The sequence below is a fragment of the Streptomyces sp. BK208 genome (genome assembly GCF_004364245.1).
GTDB lineage: Bacteria > Actinomycetota > Actinomycetes > Streptomycetales > Streptomycetaceae > Streptomyces.
In genome coordinates, this window is the sequence record NZ_SOAV01000003.1 from 327,994 (window position 1) to 345,336 (window position 17,343).

Sequence of the window (17,343 nt, forward strand, 5' to 3'; positions counted from 1 at the left end):
CGGTTCTGAAGGGCCCCCGCCCGAGGCGGGGGCCCTTTCGCGTGCCGTGGACCGGTGCTACGCCTGCTGCGCGGCGAGCTCCGTGATCGCGGCCGTGGCACGGGCGCAGTTGTCGCGGTCCTCGAAGGCGAAGAAGGCACGCGCCCGGTAGTCGTACTCGGGCTCGCGGACACAGCCGTTGCCGAGATAGCGGATCACTTCGGTCACCACTTCCTCGACGTTGCCGCACACCGGCCCGAACCCGTCGTACGCGGCTTCGAAGTACCCCTTCCTGGCGTGCTTGGCCCAGTACTCGTCGGGGTCGAACCGTGCGTAGACGAGCGGCGTACCGAGATAGGCCATGTCGAAGTGGACCGAGGACCAGTCGGTGATGAACAGGTCGCACTGGCGCAGGGCCGTCTGGACGCTGACCTTCGTCTGGTCCAGGCGCTGCACCCGGGGATGGTCCGGTACCACTCCGTCGACCATGTTCCGCATCTCGTAGTGCGGAAGGAAGTCGAGCACGTAGTCGTAGTGCTCCAGCGCCTCCAGCAGTTTCGGGTGGCGCAGCAGCTGCACCATGAACTCCCGGTAGGTCGACTCGCGGAAGATCTCGTCCACCGCGTCCCGGTCGGCACCGTCCTGCTGGAGGTAGGAGGGGATCGTCAAGTACTTGCGCCAGGTGGGCATCAGCAGGACGCGCCGCCGGCCGCGGTCCGGCTGCAGTGCGTCGAAGCGCGGAAAGCCCAGCGCCTTGGCCTGGTCGCCGTAGTGCATGTGCTCGGAGAAGTACTGGGCCTCCCGGTCGCTGGTCGCGAACACCAGGTCCACGCCTGTCCGGTTGCGGTGCAGTGCCTTGCTGCCGTCCTCGTCGGTGACCCCGTGCTGGAGGAAGACCCGTCGGGCACCGACGCGCCAGTTCAGGTGCTTGAGGTACTTCGTGCGGTCCCAGCCGTCGGGGAGCATGTACGAGTCGATGTCGTAGGCACTGACGAGCAGCGACGCGTGCAGCATGAGCAGCTTGTGCTTCCAGGAGCTGTGCGCCACCACGTTCCCGAGGCTCTTCAGTTTGGCGTGGTCCGCGCTGCCCTTCTCGATGATGTAGTAGGCCTTGCGGCGGCGCTCGTGCCGGCGCAGATAGGTGAACAGGTGCAGGCTGTTGTCCTGTGCGGTGTCCCTGCGCTCGCCGATCAGCCAGATCTCCTTGTGGCGGAAGAAGCGGAGCGTGGCCCGTCTGATGGCGCGGGCGCGCCAGAAGGGCGCCTTGCGCTTCTTCTGGTCCCGGTCCAGGCCCTCGAGGAACTCCTCGAAGTCCTTGTCACCGTCCTGGCCCTCCGCTTCCCGGACGACCAGCACGGCATTGTCCTTGCCCTTGGACTGCGGAAGGATCCAGCGGTCCGCGACCTTCATGGGACGGGCACCGCGCAACATGGCCGTGGTGGTCATGCACGGTCGGGAGACGTCTCGGCCGGTGGTGCAGAACACCAGTTTCAGCGGGAACTCGCCGTCCTTGAGGGCGCCTGCCGGCACGACCGCCTCGAACCCGCCCCAGGCGAGGTCGTCACGGGTGGCGAGCAGGTCACTGCGCCAGACCTGCTTCGCGGGAACCATCTGCCCGCTCTTCTCCACCCACAGTTGCAGCCGGTTGCGCATGGGCCGGCCCATAGGGAGGCCGTTGAGGACGAACCGGCCGGCGACGAGGACACCGTCGGTTTCCCGGTCCGCCTGGATGCGTTCCACGTGCACGCTGGTGGACGAGATCTTGGTCAGCGGAAGCAGCGCGCTCGGCACCGCTATGTCGAGGTAGAGGTCCCCACCCCGTCCGTACACGCCGTTGACCGCCTGGTCCGGGCGGGCGAAGAGCTCGTACCAGTTCATGTACATCGCGAGGAACGGGACTCGGTGGCGGGCGTCGTGGGTGGAGCCGATGACCGCGTCGGGCGTCACCAGCGTGTAGACCGCGCGGGCGCGCTGGAAGAGCTGGAACAGCTCGTCCTCGGGCAGCACCTGCGGCGCGCGCAGGGCGAAACCCTGGTAGCTGCGCACCAGGAACCGATTGAGGACCTCCTGGCGATGCCCGGAAAGGCGGGAGCGGAAGGTCATCAGGTACTCCTCCAGCAGGAGGTGGTCCCAGTAGTTGGCCGTGCGCTCCCACAGCTTGTCCATCGTGGAGTCCTCGGCCGCGCGCTTGCGGTACTTGTAGACCGTGTTCGGCACCATCGCTATGCGGTCCGCGAGCAGCATGGCGGGAACGGAGAAGAACGCGTCCTCGAAATGCACGCCCTCGCGGAAGCGGATGTTGTTGGCGCGGACGAACTCGAGGTCGAAGAGCTTGTGGCAGGCGCTTCCGCCGTGAATCATCTCCGGGATGTTCTCGATTCCAGGATGCACCTGGACCTGCTTGCCGAAGTAGCGCAGCCAGGGCCAGCTGGTCTCCTCCGGGAACGTCTCCATCCGTCCGATGGTGAGCGGCACCCGCTCCTTGACCGCGGTCCGCCACATGTTCTCCAGGGCGTCGTCCGGCAGTACGTCGTCGGAGTCGCAGAACGTGATGTAGCGCGCGCTGACCAGGTCCATCCCCGCGTTCCTGGCCCCGCCGGCCTTCCCCTCCGCGTGCACGAACGCCCATACGTTGGGATGCCGCGCGGCGAACTCCGCGGCGATCGCGGCCGAGCTGTCGCTGCTGCCGTTGTCGACCAGCACCACCTGGCACCGGTCGAAGATCGTCTGGCGGGCCAGCGAGTCCAGGCACTCCGGGAGATACCTCTCCACGTTGAAGATGGGGACGACGACGGCGACGGCGTAGAGGGGATCGAACACGAAAGACTCCTGATTTCTGCTGAATACCCCATTTCTGGAGCGGACGTTGCTCAGTACTGACCGGACTCGACGACCAGTTGGGCGCTTCCGCCCTCGGCGGCGATCCGTGCGAGGCCGTGGAATCCGTTGACGGGCGGGTGCTGGGCCAGGGCCGGGGAGACGGTGCAGGGGCGCGAGACGTCCCGGCCGCGGGTGCACACCACCAGCCGTACGGGGAAGGCGCCGGCAGGAAACTGCCGGGGGTCGACGGTGACGCTGAAGACGGCTCCCGCCTGGTCGGGCCGGTCCTGCGGCTGCCCGTGGTTCACCGCCGGAAGCGTCTTGCCGCTGCGCTCGAACCAGACCTGCAGTTCCAGCTTGGCCAGCAGTTCGTCGGGAATCCCGTTGACCGAGAAGCGGCCGTGGATCAGGGCGGTACCACCGTCTCCCGCGGAGACGCCCTCGATGCTGGCCGGGACGGACGTGACCTTCGTGAGCGGCAGCCCCCAGGAGGTGCCCGGGTAGTCGACGTAGAGGTCCCCTTCCCGGCCGAAGACCGGGCCGAGGACGGCGGCCGGACGGTAGAAGAGGTCGAAGTCCCCGTAGTGCAGCGCGAGGTAGGGCAGTCGGTGCCGGGTGTCGTTCGTGCTGCGGGCGAACTGCTCGGACGTGATGCCCCAGTAGAGCGCGCGGCAGCGCTCGAAGAGCTGCCGGCAGTCGGCTTCGCCGAAGACGCGGGGCGCCCTCAGCAGGAATCCCTGCATGCTGCGGACGAGGAACCGCTCCAGTGTTTCCTGTTCATGGGGTGTGAGCGTCTGACGCATGGCCGCCAGGTACTCCAGCATCACCAGCTGGTCGGCGTAGTTCTGGGGGAGATCCCAGATGGTGTCCATGACGGAGGTGCCGTCACCGCGCCTGCGGTACTCGTAGACGGGGGCGTCGACCAGTGCGATGCGCTCCGACAGCAGCAGCGCGGGCACGGAGACGTAGGCGTCCTCGAAGGCGGTGCCGGCACCGAATCGGATGCCCTGGGAGCGCAGCAGGTCGAGGTCGAAGATCTTGTTCCAGCAGGACGCCGAGTGGATCAGGTCGGGAAGGTCGACGACACTGCTCACCGTCTTGACGTTCTTGCCGAAGTATTTGTGCCATGGCGCCTTGACCGGCTTCGGAACGTGCTTCTCCCGGCCCACGACGACCGTTGCCCGGGTTTTGACGATGGTGTTCCGGAGCACTTCCAGGGACCGCTCGGGCACGATGTCGTCCGCGTCCCAGAAGACGATGTACGGCGTGGTAGCCATGTCCATGCCCATGTTGCGCGCGTCACCGGCCCGGCCTTCGGGCTGGGCGACCAGGTCGACATTCGGGTGCCCGGCCGCGAACTCGCTCGCGATCGCCACCGACTGGTCACTGCTGCCGTTGTCGACGAGGATCACATGAGCACGTGCCAGAGCCGTCTGCGCGGCCACCGAATCCAGGAACTCGGCGAAATAGTTCTGGACGTCGCGGAACGGCACGACGACTGTCACGTCACGGTTGGCTTGGGACATACTTCCTCCTGGAACACCACATCAATGATTCGACCCCCGAACCAGGCGATCGATCGCTTCCGAGGCCCTCACATTGTTCTGCCGGTCCCGGTACTCGAAGAATCTCTCCGCGCGGCGCTGGTACTCGGGTTCCCTCGCGCAGCCTCCCCGCAGATAACGGACCACTTCGGCGACGACCTCTTCGACTGACTCGCGGACCGGCCCGAATCCGTCACGGCGGGCATCGAAGTAGCCCTTCTGGTAGTGCCCGTCCCAGTATTCGTCGGCGTCGAACTGCGCGTAGACCAGGGGAGTCCCCAGGTATGCGACGTCGAAGGCGGTGGACGACCAGTCCGTGATGAACAGGTCGCAGCGTCGCATGGCCTCCTGCACACTGACCTCGTTCTGGTCGATGACCCGTATGCGCTCCCGGTCCGGCACCATCTCCCCGACCATCGCGCGCATCTCGTAGTGCGGCAGGAATTCCAGTGTGTAGTCGTACCGGTCCAGGGCGGCGGCGAGATCCGGGTCGTTCAGGAAGCGGACCATGAACTCCTGGTAGCTGGAGGCAAGGAACCGGTCACGCGCGGCCCGTCGCGCCTCCCGGTCCCTGCCGTCACGGCTGTACGAGGCGACGGTCAGGTAGGCGCGCCAGGTCGGCATGAACAGGATGGTGCGCCCGCCCCTGGCGGGGGTAAGGGCGTCGAAGCGGGGGAAACCGGCGACCGCCACCTGCCCCTCGTAGCCGAGTTCCTCAGCCAGGAACCGCCCCTCGTCCCTGCTCACGGCGAGGATGAGGTCGACGCCCGTGCGGTTGCGGTGCAGGCCCTTGCTGACGTCCTTGTCCGTCACGCCGTGCTGCAGGAAGACGCGGCGGGCGCCCACGCGCCAGTCCAGGTGCTTGAGGTAGCGGGTCCGGTCCCAGCCGTCGGGCAGCATGTAGGTGTCGATGTCGTAGGCGTTGACCAGTGCCGACGCGTGCAGCATCAGCAACTTGTGCTTCCAGGAGCTGTGCGCCACGACGTGCCCGAGCCCCGCGAGGCGGGTCCGGTCCGGGCTTGTGGAGCGGATGACGTAGTACACCCCGCGCCGCTTCCCGACCGTGCGCAGGTGCCGGAACAGGTGCCAGCCGTTGTCCTGCGCGGTGTCGCCCCGCTCGCCGATCAGCCAGAGGTCCCGCCCCAGGAGCAGCGGTGCCAGCGGCCGGGTCAGCAGACGGATCAGCCGCTGCTTCCAGAACGGCCGACGGCGGAGTACGTGCTTGGCGTCCTTGGCGACGAGGCCGCCCAGCACGGTGCGCCTGCCGGGCCTGCGCGCCGGGCCGAGGACCATCAGAACCGCCCGGTTCTTCCCTTTCCAGTGCGGCACCACCCGGATCCCGCCGTGCCCGACGACGCGCGCCCCGCGCAGGTATCCCGCGGCGACCAGGCACGGTGTGATCGCCTGACCGCCCTCGGCGTCGACGACGAACTCGAGGTCGTGCACACCCCGCCGCAGCGCGTCCAGGGGCAGGTCGGCGGTGAAGCCGCCCCACTCCGTGTCGGGCCGGGTGTTCTTCATGTCGCGCCGGCGGACCTGCGTGGCGGGGACGCTGAGGCGGCTGCCGCGCACCCGCAGGCTCAGATGCCCCTCCAACGGTCGGAACATCGGCATGCCGCCCACCTCGAACCGTCCCGCAAGCCTCAGCGTGCCGGTCCCCGGCACCTTGCGTACGTGTTCCAGGCGGGCGGTGAACGGCGTGGCCCGTGCCAACGGGGACAGCCGGCCGGGAAGGTCGCCGAAGAGGTACGGAATGCCGTCGCGCACGGAGACCTTGTGCACCCTGGCGGCGCGGTCGGCGAAGAGGCCGAAGTCGCCGGTGAGGAAGGCCAGGTAGGCCACCCGGTGGCGCGTGTCGGCGGTGCCCCTGACGACCAGGTCGGGCTCGACGTCCCGGTAGACGGCGCGGCAACGGGAGTAGATGTCCTCCAGTTCGGCGCCCTGGAACAGCTCGGGTGCCCGCAGCGCGAAGCCCTGGTAACTCCTCACCAGGAAGAGATCGAGCACGGCCCGCGAGAGGTCCGGGAGGGCCGCGCGCATGCGGTGCAGGTACTCCACCAGCTGGAGGTGGTCCCAGTAGTTCTGCCGCCGCGTCCAGATGGCGTCCATGGTCGAATTGCCCGCGGCGCGCTTGCGGTACTGGTACACGCACTGGTCGACCAGGGCGAGGCGGGTGGCCAGGACGAGCGCGGCGACGCCGACATAGGCGTCCTCGAAGTGGACGCCCTCCGCGAAGCGGATGCCGTGGGAGCGCAGGTACGCGATGTCGAAGAGTTTGTTGCAGGCGCTCGCGCTGTGCACCAGCTCGGGCATCTCCGCGACGCTGGCGAAGGTCCGGTCGCCTTGGCCGAAGTATCCCCTCCATGCCCAGTTGGTCGGTCTGGGGAACGTCTCCATCATGCCCACCACGACCTGGGCGCCGGTCCTCTCGGCCGCGTCGAGCATGCGCTCCAGAGCGGTGGGCGGCAGTACGTCGTCGGAGTCGCAGAAGGTGATGCGGCCGCCGGTAGCCCGGTCCATCCCGAGGTTGCGGGCCGCCCCGGCGCCCCCGCCGCGGCGCACCAGCACCGTGGCGTTCACGTGCCGACGGGCGAACTCGGCGCAGATCCGGTAGGAGCCGTCCGTGCTTCCGTTGTCGACGAGCAGGACCTCGCAGCGCTCGAACGCCGTTTGCGCAGCGATGGACTCCAGGCACTCCTGGAGGTACTGCTCCACGTTGTACACCGGCACGACCAGCGTGACGTCATAGGCGTTCATGTGTGGACGGACTCGCTCGCGGGCTCGATGGCCTCCTGGTGGCGGTCCGCGACCTCGTAAGGACTGGGCACCGGGAAATACGCTTCGAGGAAACGATTCAGCATGATCCTTTGCGCGTCCGGGTCAGCCACTTCCACCGTGTCGTTGAGGCAGAAGGTGTCCATGTTCCGGTTGGCCAGGAGCGTATTGAGGCGCCGCTCGGCCAGATCTGCGGAGAGGTCGATGTACCGGTACTGGATCTCGCCCACCGTGGCCCGTGCGGAGTGGTATGCGAAGTAGTGGTGCAGCGACGAGGCGATCGGCACGTCATCGGGCGAACGGAAGCGTGAGTGCTGGGTGGACGCGTGCTCCTGGCCGAACGTCTCCTCGATCTCCTGCAGCACACTTCTGCGCAGCGCGTGCGGAGTGTGCTTCATCTTCTGGGAAATGGCGGTACCGAATTTCTGCGCGATGAGCCAGCGGCTGTTCTTGCCCGCGGCATTGACCGGGAGGTCGTCCGGAGACGCGGCACCACCCGGGATCAACGCGGGCGAGGTGAAGAACTTGGTGATGCCGTTCGGGTGGAAGAAGTGCGCGGGCGTGACCGGCCGGCCGAAGAACACGTCGTCGTTCAGGTAGAGGAAGCACTCCGAGAGCCCCTCGATGTGGTGCAGCTGGCTCTCGATGGCGTGCGAATTGAATGTGGGCAGCGCGTCCGGCTCGGAGAATATCTCCCGGTGGTCCACCACTCGGAGGTTGGCGTGCCGCCGCTGCAGCCAGGACGGCACCTGTCCCGCTGTCACCAGATAGATGTTCCGCACCCAGGGGGCGTTCTGGTGAAGTGATCGCAGTGAGTAGCGCAGTTCGTCACGGCTGGTGAACCGGGAGTCGTTCGCCGCCTGCTCGTGCAGCCCGTCCTCGGCGAGACCCCGTCGTGCGCTGTCGCGGGACGCCCGCCAGGCCGGGTCGGAGTCGTCCACCCACGTGTAGACGACGTCGATGGGAAACTGGTGGTCCTCGGGGAGCGGTACGGCGAACTCGGCCAGTGTCCGCGCCTCCCCCGTGCGGTAGGCGGGAGGTATGGGGCTGAACAGACTCTGCGGGGCCGACTTGCGCGCGGCCCCCGCCGGCACCGCGTCGATGACCCGGTTGGGACGCGGAGCGCGCAGTTCCCCGTCCCGCTCCGTCCACATCTCGATGTCACAGCCGCTGGCCGCGCCGAAGACCATCTGCTGGGTCGGGTCGCACACGTACCAGGCGACACGCAGCACCTTGTGGTTGCGCAGCTGGCGCCAGGACCGCTCCTCGTCACCGGGCTCCATGCGACCCTCGTCGCCCCCGGCCGGACCCACGTATCCCGGGGCCTGCGCGAAGGCCAGCTGGAGCATCTCCTCCGCAAGAGCGCGGGACGCGGCGGGAACGGCGACGGCGGGCAGGCCGCTGTTCGTGCCCCGCACGCAGAAGTAGTCGATGCCCGCCGACTCCAGAACGGAGACCACCAGGTTGAGGTTGCGGGCGCGGGCCGCCCAGTCCGTCGCCCCCTCGACCAGCAGCGCACGCATGTGACGGCGGCCGACGCGGACGACTCGCCGGCTGTGAGCAGGGCTGTGCCGGGGGGCGTTGCGCTTGCCTCCCATCGCCCAGACCACCGCGGCCGAGCGCATGGAGTCGGCGGCGGTGAGGGAGGTCTTCACCGCCTTGCGGACCGGGGTCGGCACCCCCCGGACGATGCGCCGTCTCGCACCGGTCGGAACCGCAGACCGGTACGCCGAAATCAGCGCTCCGGCTTCAGGGTTGTCCGAGCCACCCACGCGGCATCCACCATCCGTACCCGGCAGCTCCGCCGTCCGAGGGCACCCGCACCTCGCTGTGAGGGGGCCCTGAACCGTGAGAAGCATGCGTTTCCAGACACGGGGGCCCATCACCCCCGATTGCACAGCGATCGCCGCACACCGGCAATCCATCAAACTTTCACATAATGGTTTCTTAAAAGTCCAGATCAAGACAGCTGACGGACAGCTTCCGGCGCGTGACGATCACCACATGCAACGGATACAACCATTTGTGTGTCTGGACTTTCGGCACGGCCCGATGTAAGGGACGGGCCGTCAATCGCTCGAAAGACGGTCCCAGTCGGCCAGAGCGAGACCGGGCTCCGGCCGCTGCCTGTTCACCAGGACGGCGCCGTCCGCCGCGACGATCGCCATGACGATCCGGCCGTGCCCGTCCAGTGCCAGCGCAGGAGTGCCGGTGCAGGTCAGTCCGGTGTCGGTCCACCACAGACCACCGGACTCCGCGCCGGTCCCGCAGACCCCGAACACGGCTGTCCCCGTCCGCCCCCGGTGGGCCAGGATCGTGCAGTCGTAGCCGTCGACGGCGGCACGGAGCGTGGCGTGAGACCCCTCCCCCGGAGCTCCGCCCGCCGGGAAGGCCCACTCACCGGGACGCTGCGCGTAGACGCCCGTCCCGCTCTGCTCGGACCAGTACGCGGTGAACACCCCGGGCGCGGTCTCCAGGAGGGCGGCTGAGCCGGGGACGGGAGCGGGCGTGAGGTCCTGCGCCCGGCGCATGTCGGCCCCGGGCTCCGTCTGCACCCAGCGCATGACCGCGCGGTGTCCCGGCGCGAGGAGCTCGACCAGGCCCGCGGTGTTCGCCGAGGCACTCAGCCCGCCCGCGACCGCACCACCGCGCAGGTCCTTCCACGCCTCCCACGCCCCGCTCCTGGCCTCACGTCGCAGCATGACGCCGCCGGGGCCTCCGGAGACGAAGACATGGACCGTGCCCTGGCCGTCGATGGCGGCGGTCGGCGCGCCGAGCGTCACCGCCTCACCCGCACCCCGGTACGGGTTGCCGAGTGAACGCCAGTCCCCCAGCGTCCGCCCTGACTGGTACTGCACGGCGTAGAGCAGATCGACCTTCGGCCCCTCCCCGCCCGTCCGCCTCTCCCGCCGCCCGAGGAAGTGCGCGTAGCGGTTGGCCCCTTGGGCCACGGCGAGATCGGTCAGACCTTCGGCGGGAAAGAAGTCCGGCCCGCCCCACCGGCCGGTACCGACCGCGGTCTCCGTCCAGCGGCGGACCCCGCCGGGGGCAAGCGCGTACACACTGAGGCGGTCGTCGTGCCCGCGCAGCAGCCAGGCACCCGTGGCCGCCGCCGTCACGGACGCGCGCGCGGGCTGCACCTCGGCCGCGACACGGGACCGGGACCCCCGGTCCACCGCCTGCGCACCTCTGCCGCGCATGTGCGCCGCCCCTTCCTACGCCATGCCTGGTGTCCACAGATGACTCCAGAATTCGCCACATCATACGCACACCCGAACAGGTGTCCCAGTGCTGCTGCGGCGGCCCATCGGCCTCGTACGACAGCCGCGGCAACGCCCGCCGGGACGGGTGGAGCCCCGATCAGGCCGGCCGCTTCGGTGCGAGCGTGGGGGCACACAACCGGGCACATCGCTCGTAGGGGTGCTCGATCACGTGTCTATAGTTCAATGCCAACCAAGCGTCAGCCGAGCAGCACCGACCCGGCCCCTCACGGGAGCGGCCGCTGCCCTTGCCCTCTGGGCACGAGTTGCGAGGACCCCGCCGTGAGCCACGACCTGAGCACCCCTGTGCCGCCTGCCCGCCATTCCCCGCCCGGCGGGCGCGGGAGCCGCAGAGCCGAGAAGAAGAAGCGCCACACGGGCCGAAACATCCTGATCGGTCTGGGTGTTCTCGTCGTGGCCGCGTCCGGCACCGCCTACTGGCTCTACAGCGACCTCAACGGCAACATCGAGGGCGTCGACATCGACGAGGCGATCGGCAAGGACCGGCCGGAGAAGCTTCCCACCTCCGGGCAGAACATCCTGATCCTCGGCTCCGACTCGCGCGCGGGCGACAACGCCGAGCTCAACACCGGCAAGGTCGCGGGGGCCCGTTCGGACACGGCGCTGGTGATGCACATCCCCGAGGGCCGTACCGAGGCCGTCGCGGTCAGCATCCCGCGTGACACCCTGGTGACCCGGCCCGCGTGCACCAAGCCGGACGGCTCCGAGGTGGCCTCCGCCGAGCGTGTGATGTTCAACTCGGTCTACTCGCAGGTCGGTCCGGCCTGCGTGGTCAAGACGGTGGAGAAGATGTCCGGGGTCCGCATGGACCACTACGTGGAGATCGACTTCGCCGGGTTCAAGGACCTGGTGGACGCGATAGGCGGCGTCACCGTCACCGTCGACCAGGACATCCACGACAAGTCCAGCGGGCTCGACCTGGCCGCCGGCACGCACAAGTTGAACGGCACGGACTCGCTGGCCTTCGTGCGCACCCGGCACGGCATCGGCGACGGCAGCGACCTGGGGCGGATCGGCCTCCAGCAGGAGTTCATGATCGCTCTGCTGAGCGAGATCAAGAATCAGGACCTGCTGGGCAGCCCCACCAAGACCTACAAGATCGCCGACACGCTCACCGCGGCCCTCACCACCGACTCCGAACTCGCCTCGCTCACCGCACTCGCGGACTTCGGACGCAGCCTGAACGGTGTCGACCCGTCCACGATGGAGACCATCATGCTGCCGGTGGCGTACGACAAGGTCGACCCGAACCGGGTGGTGGCCGCGGAGCCGCAGGCGTCCACGCTGTGGAAAGCGATCCGCAGCGACCAGGAGATTCCGGAGTCGGCGAAGAAGTCCCCCGCGGGCGGCAAGGCTTCCTGAGCGGACCGGCTCCCGGCCCTCCCAAGGGCTCTCTCCTCCCGAGGGGATTCGGCGCTCCCCCCTCAGACCGCCTCCCACGCCCCCAACGCCAGCCCCGCCTCGTCCTTGCGTCGGCTCAGCAGCAGTTGCCCGCTCGACGGGGACAGGGACCCTGCGACCAGGCGGCCGTCGGCGTCCAGGGCCAGGGAGACGGTGGCGTCGGCGGGCAGGGCGGGGCCCGACTCGGTCCAGGACGCGCCCATCTCCTCCAGTTCCGAGGGGTACGCGGCGAAGGCGACGCGGCCGCCGGCCGCCGAGCGCTGGGCGACGAGCGTGCAGTCGTGGCCGTCTATGACGGTGCGGACCGCGGACACGGGGCCGGGGCCGGCGGCGGGCACCAGGGGCGCGGGCTTGCCGCCGGGGCGCCAGGCGCACAGTTCACCCGTGTCGTCGTCGGTGAAGAAGACCGTGGTGTGCTCCGCGGAGGTCGCCAGGGCGCGCAGGGTGCCGGGTCGGACCGCCGCGTCGAGGCGCTCCCCCAGTACCGGTCGCTCGCCCGGCTTGTCCTGGCGCCAGTGCAGGATGCCGCCCTCGACGGGCGCGTACAGCTCGACCAGGCCGGAGTCGGCCGTCACGGCCGCGGGCGACTCCTGGACGCCGCGGCCCTTCAGGTCCCGCCACGGCTCCCAGCCGCCCTTCTCCTGCTGGGCCACCATGCTCATGCCGCCGCCCCCGTTGCGGACGAAGACGTGGGCGCGTCCCTGCGCGTCGACCGCGACGGCCGGGGTTCCGGTGCGGTCGCCCTGCTTGTTGGGGTGGCCGGCGGGCTGCCAGTCCAGCGGCGCCAGCAGCGGCCGGAAGTGCGTGGTGTGCACGAGGTCGCAGCGGCCCGCGCCGGTGCGGCGCCAGGCGACCAGGTGGGTGTAGCCGTCGGGGCCGCGGCCGGCCGCGAGGCCCTCCGGGCGCACTTCCCGGTCGCCGCCGATGCGGCGTGGCGCCTCCCAGGCGCCTCTGGGCACGCGTTCGGCCCGCCACAGGGCTGCGTCGTTCGACGGGAGGTACACACTGAGGCGGCCGTCGCGGCCGAGGAGAAGCCAGTCGCCGTTCACCGGATCACTCTAAGCGGGGCCGCCCCCTCCGTGTCGATCGGGTACGGCCCTGGCCGTACCGGGGACGGCGGGTGGGCGTACCGGCGAGGACGGCGGGCGGGCGTGGGACCCTGGCGGAATGGAAGACAACGCGCCGCTGCTCGTGGTCGTCGACGCCGCGAACGTCGTCGGTTCGGTGCCCGACGGCTGGTGGCGGGACCGGCGCGGAGCCGCCGAGCGACTGCGGGACCGGCTGGCGGCGGACGGGGTGCCGGGGCGGGACGGGCCGGTGGAGATCGTGCTCGTCGTCGAGGGCGCGGCCCGCGGAGTGGAGTCCGTGCCCGGCGTACGGGTGGAGTCCGCGCCGGGCAGCGGGGACGACCACATGGTCGGGCTGGTCGAGCGGGCCGGGGAGGACCGGCCCGTCCTGGTGGTGACGGCCGACCGCGAGCTGCGCCGCCGGGTGACGGAGCTGGGTGCCCGGGTGGCGGGGCCCAGGACGGTGCGGCCCGGGTGAGAGCCGGCCGCGCGCGACGCCGACGCCCCGCAGGGCGGGTACGCGCGCGGCGCGGGGGCCCCGCACACACAACGCGATGCCGGGACCCCGCACACGGAACGCGACGCCGGGACCCCGCACACACAACGCGACGCCGGGGCCCCGCACGTCGGTACGTGCGGGGCCCCGGCGCGACGGGTCGGGGGGCGGGCTACGGTCCGCTCGGGGCGGAGGGCTCGGCCGGTGTGTCCTCGCCCCGGGCCAGGCGGCTGTGGGTGCGGCCGTAGAGGAAGTACACGACGAAGCCGATCGCCATCCAGATGCCGAACCGGACCCAGGTCTCGGCGGGCAGGTTCAGCATCAGCCACAGCGAGGCGGCCACGGACACGATGGGCAGCACCGGGACCAGCGGCGTGCGGAAGGCGCGGGGCAGGTCGGGGCGGGTCCTGCGCAGGATGATCACGCTGATCGCGACGACGACGAAGGCGAAGAGCGTGCCGATGTTCACCAGCTCGGCCAGCTCGCTCAGGCTGGTGAAGCCGGCGACGATCGCGATGACGACGCCGAGCAGGATGGTCGGCCGGTAGGGGGTGCGGAACTTCGGGTGGACGTGGGAGAAGAAGCGGGGCAGCAGTCCGTCGCGGCTCATCGCGAAGAACACCCGGGTCTGGCCGAGCAGCAGGATCATGCACACCGTGGTGAGGCCGACGGCGGCGCCGAAACTGATCACGCCCGCGAAGAAGGGGTGCCCGGTGGACTTGAAGGCGTCGGCGAGCGGGGCGTCGACGGACAGTTCGCTGTAATGCTGCATGCCGGTGACCACGATGGAAACGGCCACGTAGAGCACGGTGCAGATGAACAGGGAGCCGAGGATGCCGCGGGGCATGTCGCGCTGCGGGTTCCTGGTCTCCTCGGCGGCGGTGGCGACGATGTCGAAGCCGATGAAGGCGAAGAAGACGACCGAGGCGGCGGTGAAGATGCCCATGACGCCGAAGTTGGACGGGGCCCACCCGAACATCAGCTGGACCAGGGGGGAGTGCAGCCCTCCGCCCGCCTCCACCGGCTGGGACTTCGGGACGAAGGGGTCGTAGTTGGAGCCCTTGACGAAGAAGGCGCCCGCGATGATCACGACGAGGACGACGGCCACCTTGATGGCGACGACGAGCGAGGTGATCCGCGCCGACAGCTTCATGCCGAGGACGAGGATGCCGGTGAGCACCAGGACCAGGGCGGCGGCGAGGATGTCGAAGCCGAAGCCCTCGGCCCCGTCCCGGCCGCTCAGGGCCTCGGGGAAGGTCACGCCGGCGTTCTCGAAGAACGAACGGATGTAGCCCGACCAGCCGACGGCCACCACCGCCGTGCCGAGTGCGAACTCCAGGACCAGGTCCCAGCCGATGATCCAGGCGGGCAGTTCGCCGAGCGAGGCGTAGGAGAAGGTGTAGGCGGAGCCCGCCACCGGAACCGTGGAGGCGAACTCGGCGTAGCAGAGCGCGGCGAGCGCGCAGACGACACCGGCGACGACGAAGGCCAGGGCCGTGGAGGGGCCGGCGGTGTCCTTGGCGACGGTGCCGGTCAGGACGAAGATGCCGGTGCCGATGACGACACCGACGCCGAAGACGGTCAGATCCAGCGCGGACAGGGATTTCTTGAGCGCGTGCTCCGGTTCCTCCGTGTCACGGATGGACTGTTCGATCTTCTTGGTTCTGAAAAGGCTGCTGCTGCTCACGGGTTACCTCCGACGCGTCGTCCCCGACATGATCGAGAGGGGGGCGTACTGCGTATGCCCCGGCGTGAGCGGATTCACGCGGATGGGCAGGTTTCACCACCCCGACGAGTGGGGGAACCTGCCCGTCCGGTCGTACGTCAGTCGCGCGCGGCCTCCACCTGGTCCACCCCGGCGCCGGCGCGGTCGTACCGGCCGTCGAGCTTGGCGACCAGGCCGGTGACCTGGCGGGCGATGTCGGGTGCGGTGAGCCCGATCTCGGCCAGGACCTCGGCGCGGGAGGCGTGGTCGAGGAAGCGCGGCGGGATGCCGAAGTCGCGCAGCGGCACGTCGACGCCGGCGTCGCGCAGGGCCTGGGCGACGGCGGAGCCGACCCCGCCGACGCGGGAGTTGTCCTCGACGGTGACGACCACGCGGTGCCGCTCGGCGAGCGGGGCCATGGCCTCGTCGACGGGCTTGACCCAGCGCGGGTCGACGACGGTGGTGGAGATGCCCTGCTTGTCCAGCAGGTCGGCCACCTCCAGGCACATCGGCGCGAGGGCGCCGACCGAGACCAGGAGCACGTCCGGGGTGTCGGTGCCGGGGGCGCGCAGCACGTCCATGCCGCCGACGCGGCCCACGGCGGGCACGGCGGGTCCGACGGCGCCCTTGGAGAAGCGGACCACGGTGGGCGCGTCGTCCACCTCGACGGCCTCGCGCAGCTGGGCGCGGACCTGGTCGGCGTCGCGCGGGGCGGCGAGGCGCAGGCCCGGGACGACCTGGAGGATCGACATGTCCCACATGCCGTTGTGGGAGGCGCCGTCGGTGCCGGTGACACCGGCGCGGTCCAGCACGAACGTCACGCCGCACTTGTGCAGGGCCACGTCCATCAGCACCTGGTCGAAGGCGCGGTTGAGGAAGGTGGCGTACACGGCGAAGACCGGGTGGACGCCGCCGTGCGCGAGGCCGGCGGCGGAGACGGCGCCGTGCTGCTCGGCGATGCCGACGTCGTAGACGCGGTCGGGGAAGGCCTTGGCGAACTTGTCGAGGCCGACCGGCTGGAGCATGGCGGCCGTGATGGCGACCACGTCGTCCCGTTCCCTGCCGAGCTTGACCATCTCGTCGCCGAAGACGCTCGTCCAGTCGGCGCCGGAGGTGGAGATGGGCAGGCCGGTGTCGGGGTGGATCTTGCCGACGGCGTGGAAGCGGTCGGCCTCGTCCTGGAGGGCGGGCTGGTAGCCGCGGCCCTTCTCGGTGAGGCAGTGCACGATCACCGGGCCGCCGAAGCGCTTGGCGCGGGTGAGGGCGGACTCCAGGGCTTCGAGGTCGTGGCCGTCGATCGGGCCGACGTACTTGAGGCCGAGGTCCTCGAACATGCCCTGCGGGGCGATGAAGTCCTTCAGCCCCTTCTTGGCGCCGTGCAGGGTGTCGTAGAGCGGGCGGCCGACGACCGGGGTGCGCTCCAGGAGGTCCTTGCCGCGGGCCAGGAAGCGCTCGTAGCCGTCGGTGGTGCGCAGGGTCGCCAGGTGGTTGGCGAGGCCGCCGATGGTGGGCGCGTAGGAGCGCTCGTTGTCGTTGACGACGATGACCAGGGGGCGGTCCTTGGCGGCGGCGATGTTGTTCAGCGCCTCCCAGGCCATGCCGCCGGTGAGGGCGCCGTCGCCGATGACGGCGACGACGTGGTCGTCGCGCTCCAGGACCTGGTTGGCCTTGGCGATGCCGTCGGCCCAGCCCAGGACGGTGGAGGCGTGGCTGTTCTCGATGACGTCGTGCTCGGACTCGGCCTGCGAGGGGTAGCCGGACAGGCCGCCCTTCATCTTCAGCTTCGAGAAGTCCTGGCGTCCGGTGAGCAGCTTGTGCACGTAGGACTGGTGGCCGGTGTCCCAGAGCACCTTGTCCTTCGGCGAGTCGAAGACCCGGTGCAGGGCGAGGGTGAGTTCCACCACGCCGAGGTTGGGGCCGAGGTGGCCGCCGGTCTTGGACACGGCCTCGACGAGGAAGGTACGGATCTCCTCGGCCAGCTGGTTCAGCTCTTCCAGGCTGAGCCGGTCCAGATCGCGCGGTCCCGTGATGCGGGTCAGCAGCGGCACCCGTGCCTCCTTGCAGTAGAGCTGTTGCCGGGCTCGTCGAGTCTAATGTTCCGCTCCGGCGGAACGTGTCCGGGCGGTGCGTCGTACGTCACGCGTTCGGCCTTACCCAGCGGCGGGCCCTTCTACGTCTCTGCGGTGGTGTCTTCCCCGTCCGTGGCGTCCGGCACGTCGCCGTCCGGCTTGGGGACACCTTTACCCGGGTGGTCCAGTGCCCCGGGCGCACGGTG

At 69.8% G+C, this 17,343-nt stretch carries 10 protein-coding genes; 2 read left to right on the forward strand and 8 right to left on the reverse strand.

The genetic code is table 11. The features are described 5' to 3' along the window. Positions 1–57: 57 nt before the first annotated feature. The 5 genes from EV562_RS09895 to EV562_RS09915 all read right to left on the reverse strand — a co-directional run bounded on the left by EV562_RS09895 (position 58) and on the right by EV562_RS09915 (position 10,318). A complete protein-coding gene (locus tag EV562_RS09895) occupies positions 58–2,799 on the reverse strand; it encodes a CDP-glycerol glycerophosphotransferase family protein (protein WP_133886339.1) in 2,742 nt (913 codons plus the stop codon). A 50-nt stretch (positions 2,800–2,849) separates the two neighbouring features. Continuing rightward, positions 2,850–4,325 (reverse strand): glycosyltransferase family 2 protein, encoded by a 1,476-nt coding sequence (locus EV562_RS09900; RefSeq protein ID WP_133886340.1) that lies wholly within the window; start codon positions 4,323–4,325, stop codon positions 2,850–2,852. A 21-nt stretch (positions 4,326–4,346) separates the two neighbouring features. Next, entirely contained in the window at positions 4,347–7,100 is a 2,754-nt protein-coding gene (locus EV562_RS09905; protein ID WP_133886341.1) for a glycosyltransferase, read from the reverse strand. After that, a complete protein-coding gene (locus EV562_RS09910; RefSeq protein ID WP_243860015.1) occupies positions 7,097–8,797 on the reverse strand; it encodes a stealth family protein in 1,701 nt (566 codons plus the stop codon). Before EV562_RS09910 ends, EV562_RS09905 begins: the two co-directional genes overlap by 4 nt. Before the next feature lie 390 nt (positions 8,798–9,187). Next, positions 9,188–10,318: a hypothetical protein gene (locus EV562_RS09915; protein ID WP_133886343.1), complete on the reverse strand. Its 1,131-nt coding sequence runs from the start codon at positions 10,316–10,318 to the stop codon at positions 9,188–9,190. A gap of 366 nt (positions 10,319–10,684) precedes the next feature. Between EV562_RS09915 and EV562_RS09920 the strand changes: the two genes are divergently transcribed. After that, a complete protein-coding gene (locus EV562_RS09920) occupies positions 10,685–11,761 on the forward strand; it encodes an LCP family protein (protein WP_243860032.1) in 1,077 nt (358 codons plus the stop codon). 62 nt (positions 11,762–11,823) lie between these two features. On the opposite strand, the gene EV562_RS09925 is transcribed toward EV562_RS09920, so the two are convergent. Further along, the gene (locus EV562_RS09925; protein ID WP_133886344.1) at positions 11,824–12,849 is read right to left on the reverse strand and encodes a hypothetical protein; all 1,026 of its coding nucleotides are present in this window, start codon (positions 12,847–12,849) and stop codon (positions 11,824–11,826) included. 118 nt (positions 12,850–12,967) lie between these two features. Between EV562_RS09925 and EV562_RS09930 the strand changes: the two genes are divergently transcribed. Then, on the forward strand, positions 12,968–13,345 hold the full coding sequence (locus EV562_RS09930) for an NTP pyrophosphohydrolase (protein ID WP_133886345.1): 378 nt from the start codon (positions 12,968–12,970) through the stop codon (positions 13,343–13,345). Positions 13,346–13,535: 190 nt separating this feature from the next. On the opposite strand, the gene EV562_RS09935 is transcribed toward EV562_RS09930, so the two are convergent. Beyond that, positions 13,536–15,050 (reverse strand): amino acid permease, encoded by a 1,515-nt coding sequence (locus EV562_RS09935; RefSeq protein ID WP_133886346.1) that lies wholly within the window; start codon positions 15,048–15,050, stop codon positions 13,536–13,538. A gap of 137 nt (positions 15,051–15,187) precedes the next feature. Then, entirely contained in the window at positions 15,188–17,116 is a 1,929-nt protein-coding gene (dxs, locus tag EV562_RS09940; protein WP_133886347.1) for a 1-deoxy-D-xylulose-5-phosphate synthase, read from the reverse strand. Positions 17,117–17,343: the final 227 nt, after the last annotated feature.

Coding starts and splice junctions, on each gene's coding strand:
- EV562_RS09900 (WP_133886340.1), bottom strand. CDS start 4,325: ATGTCCCAAGCCAACCGTGACGTGACAGTCGTCGTGCCGTTCCGCGAC.
- EV562_RS09905 (WP_133886341.1), bottom strand. CDS start 7,100: ATGAACGCCTATGACGTCACGCTGGTCGTGCCGGTGTACAACGTGGAG.
- EV562_RS09915 (WP_133886343.1), bottom strand. CDS start 10,318: ATGCGCGGCAGAGGTGCGCAGGCGGTGGACCGGGGGTCCCGGTCCCGT.
- EV562_RS09930 (WP_133886345.1), top strand. CDS start 12,968: ATGGAAGACAACGCGCCGCTGCTCGTGGTCGTCGACGCCGCGAACGTC.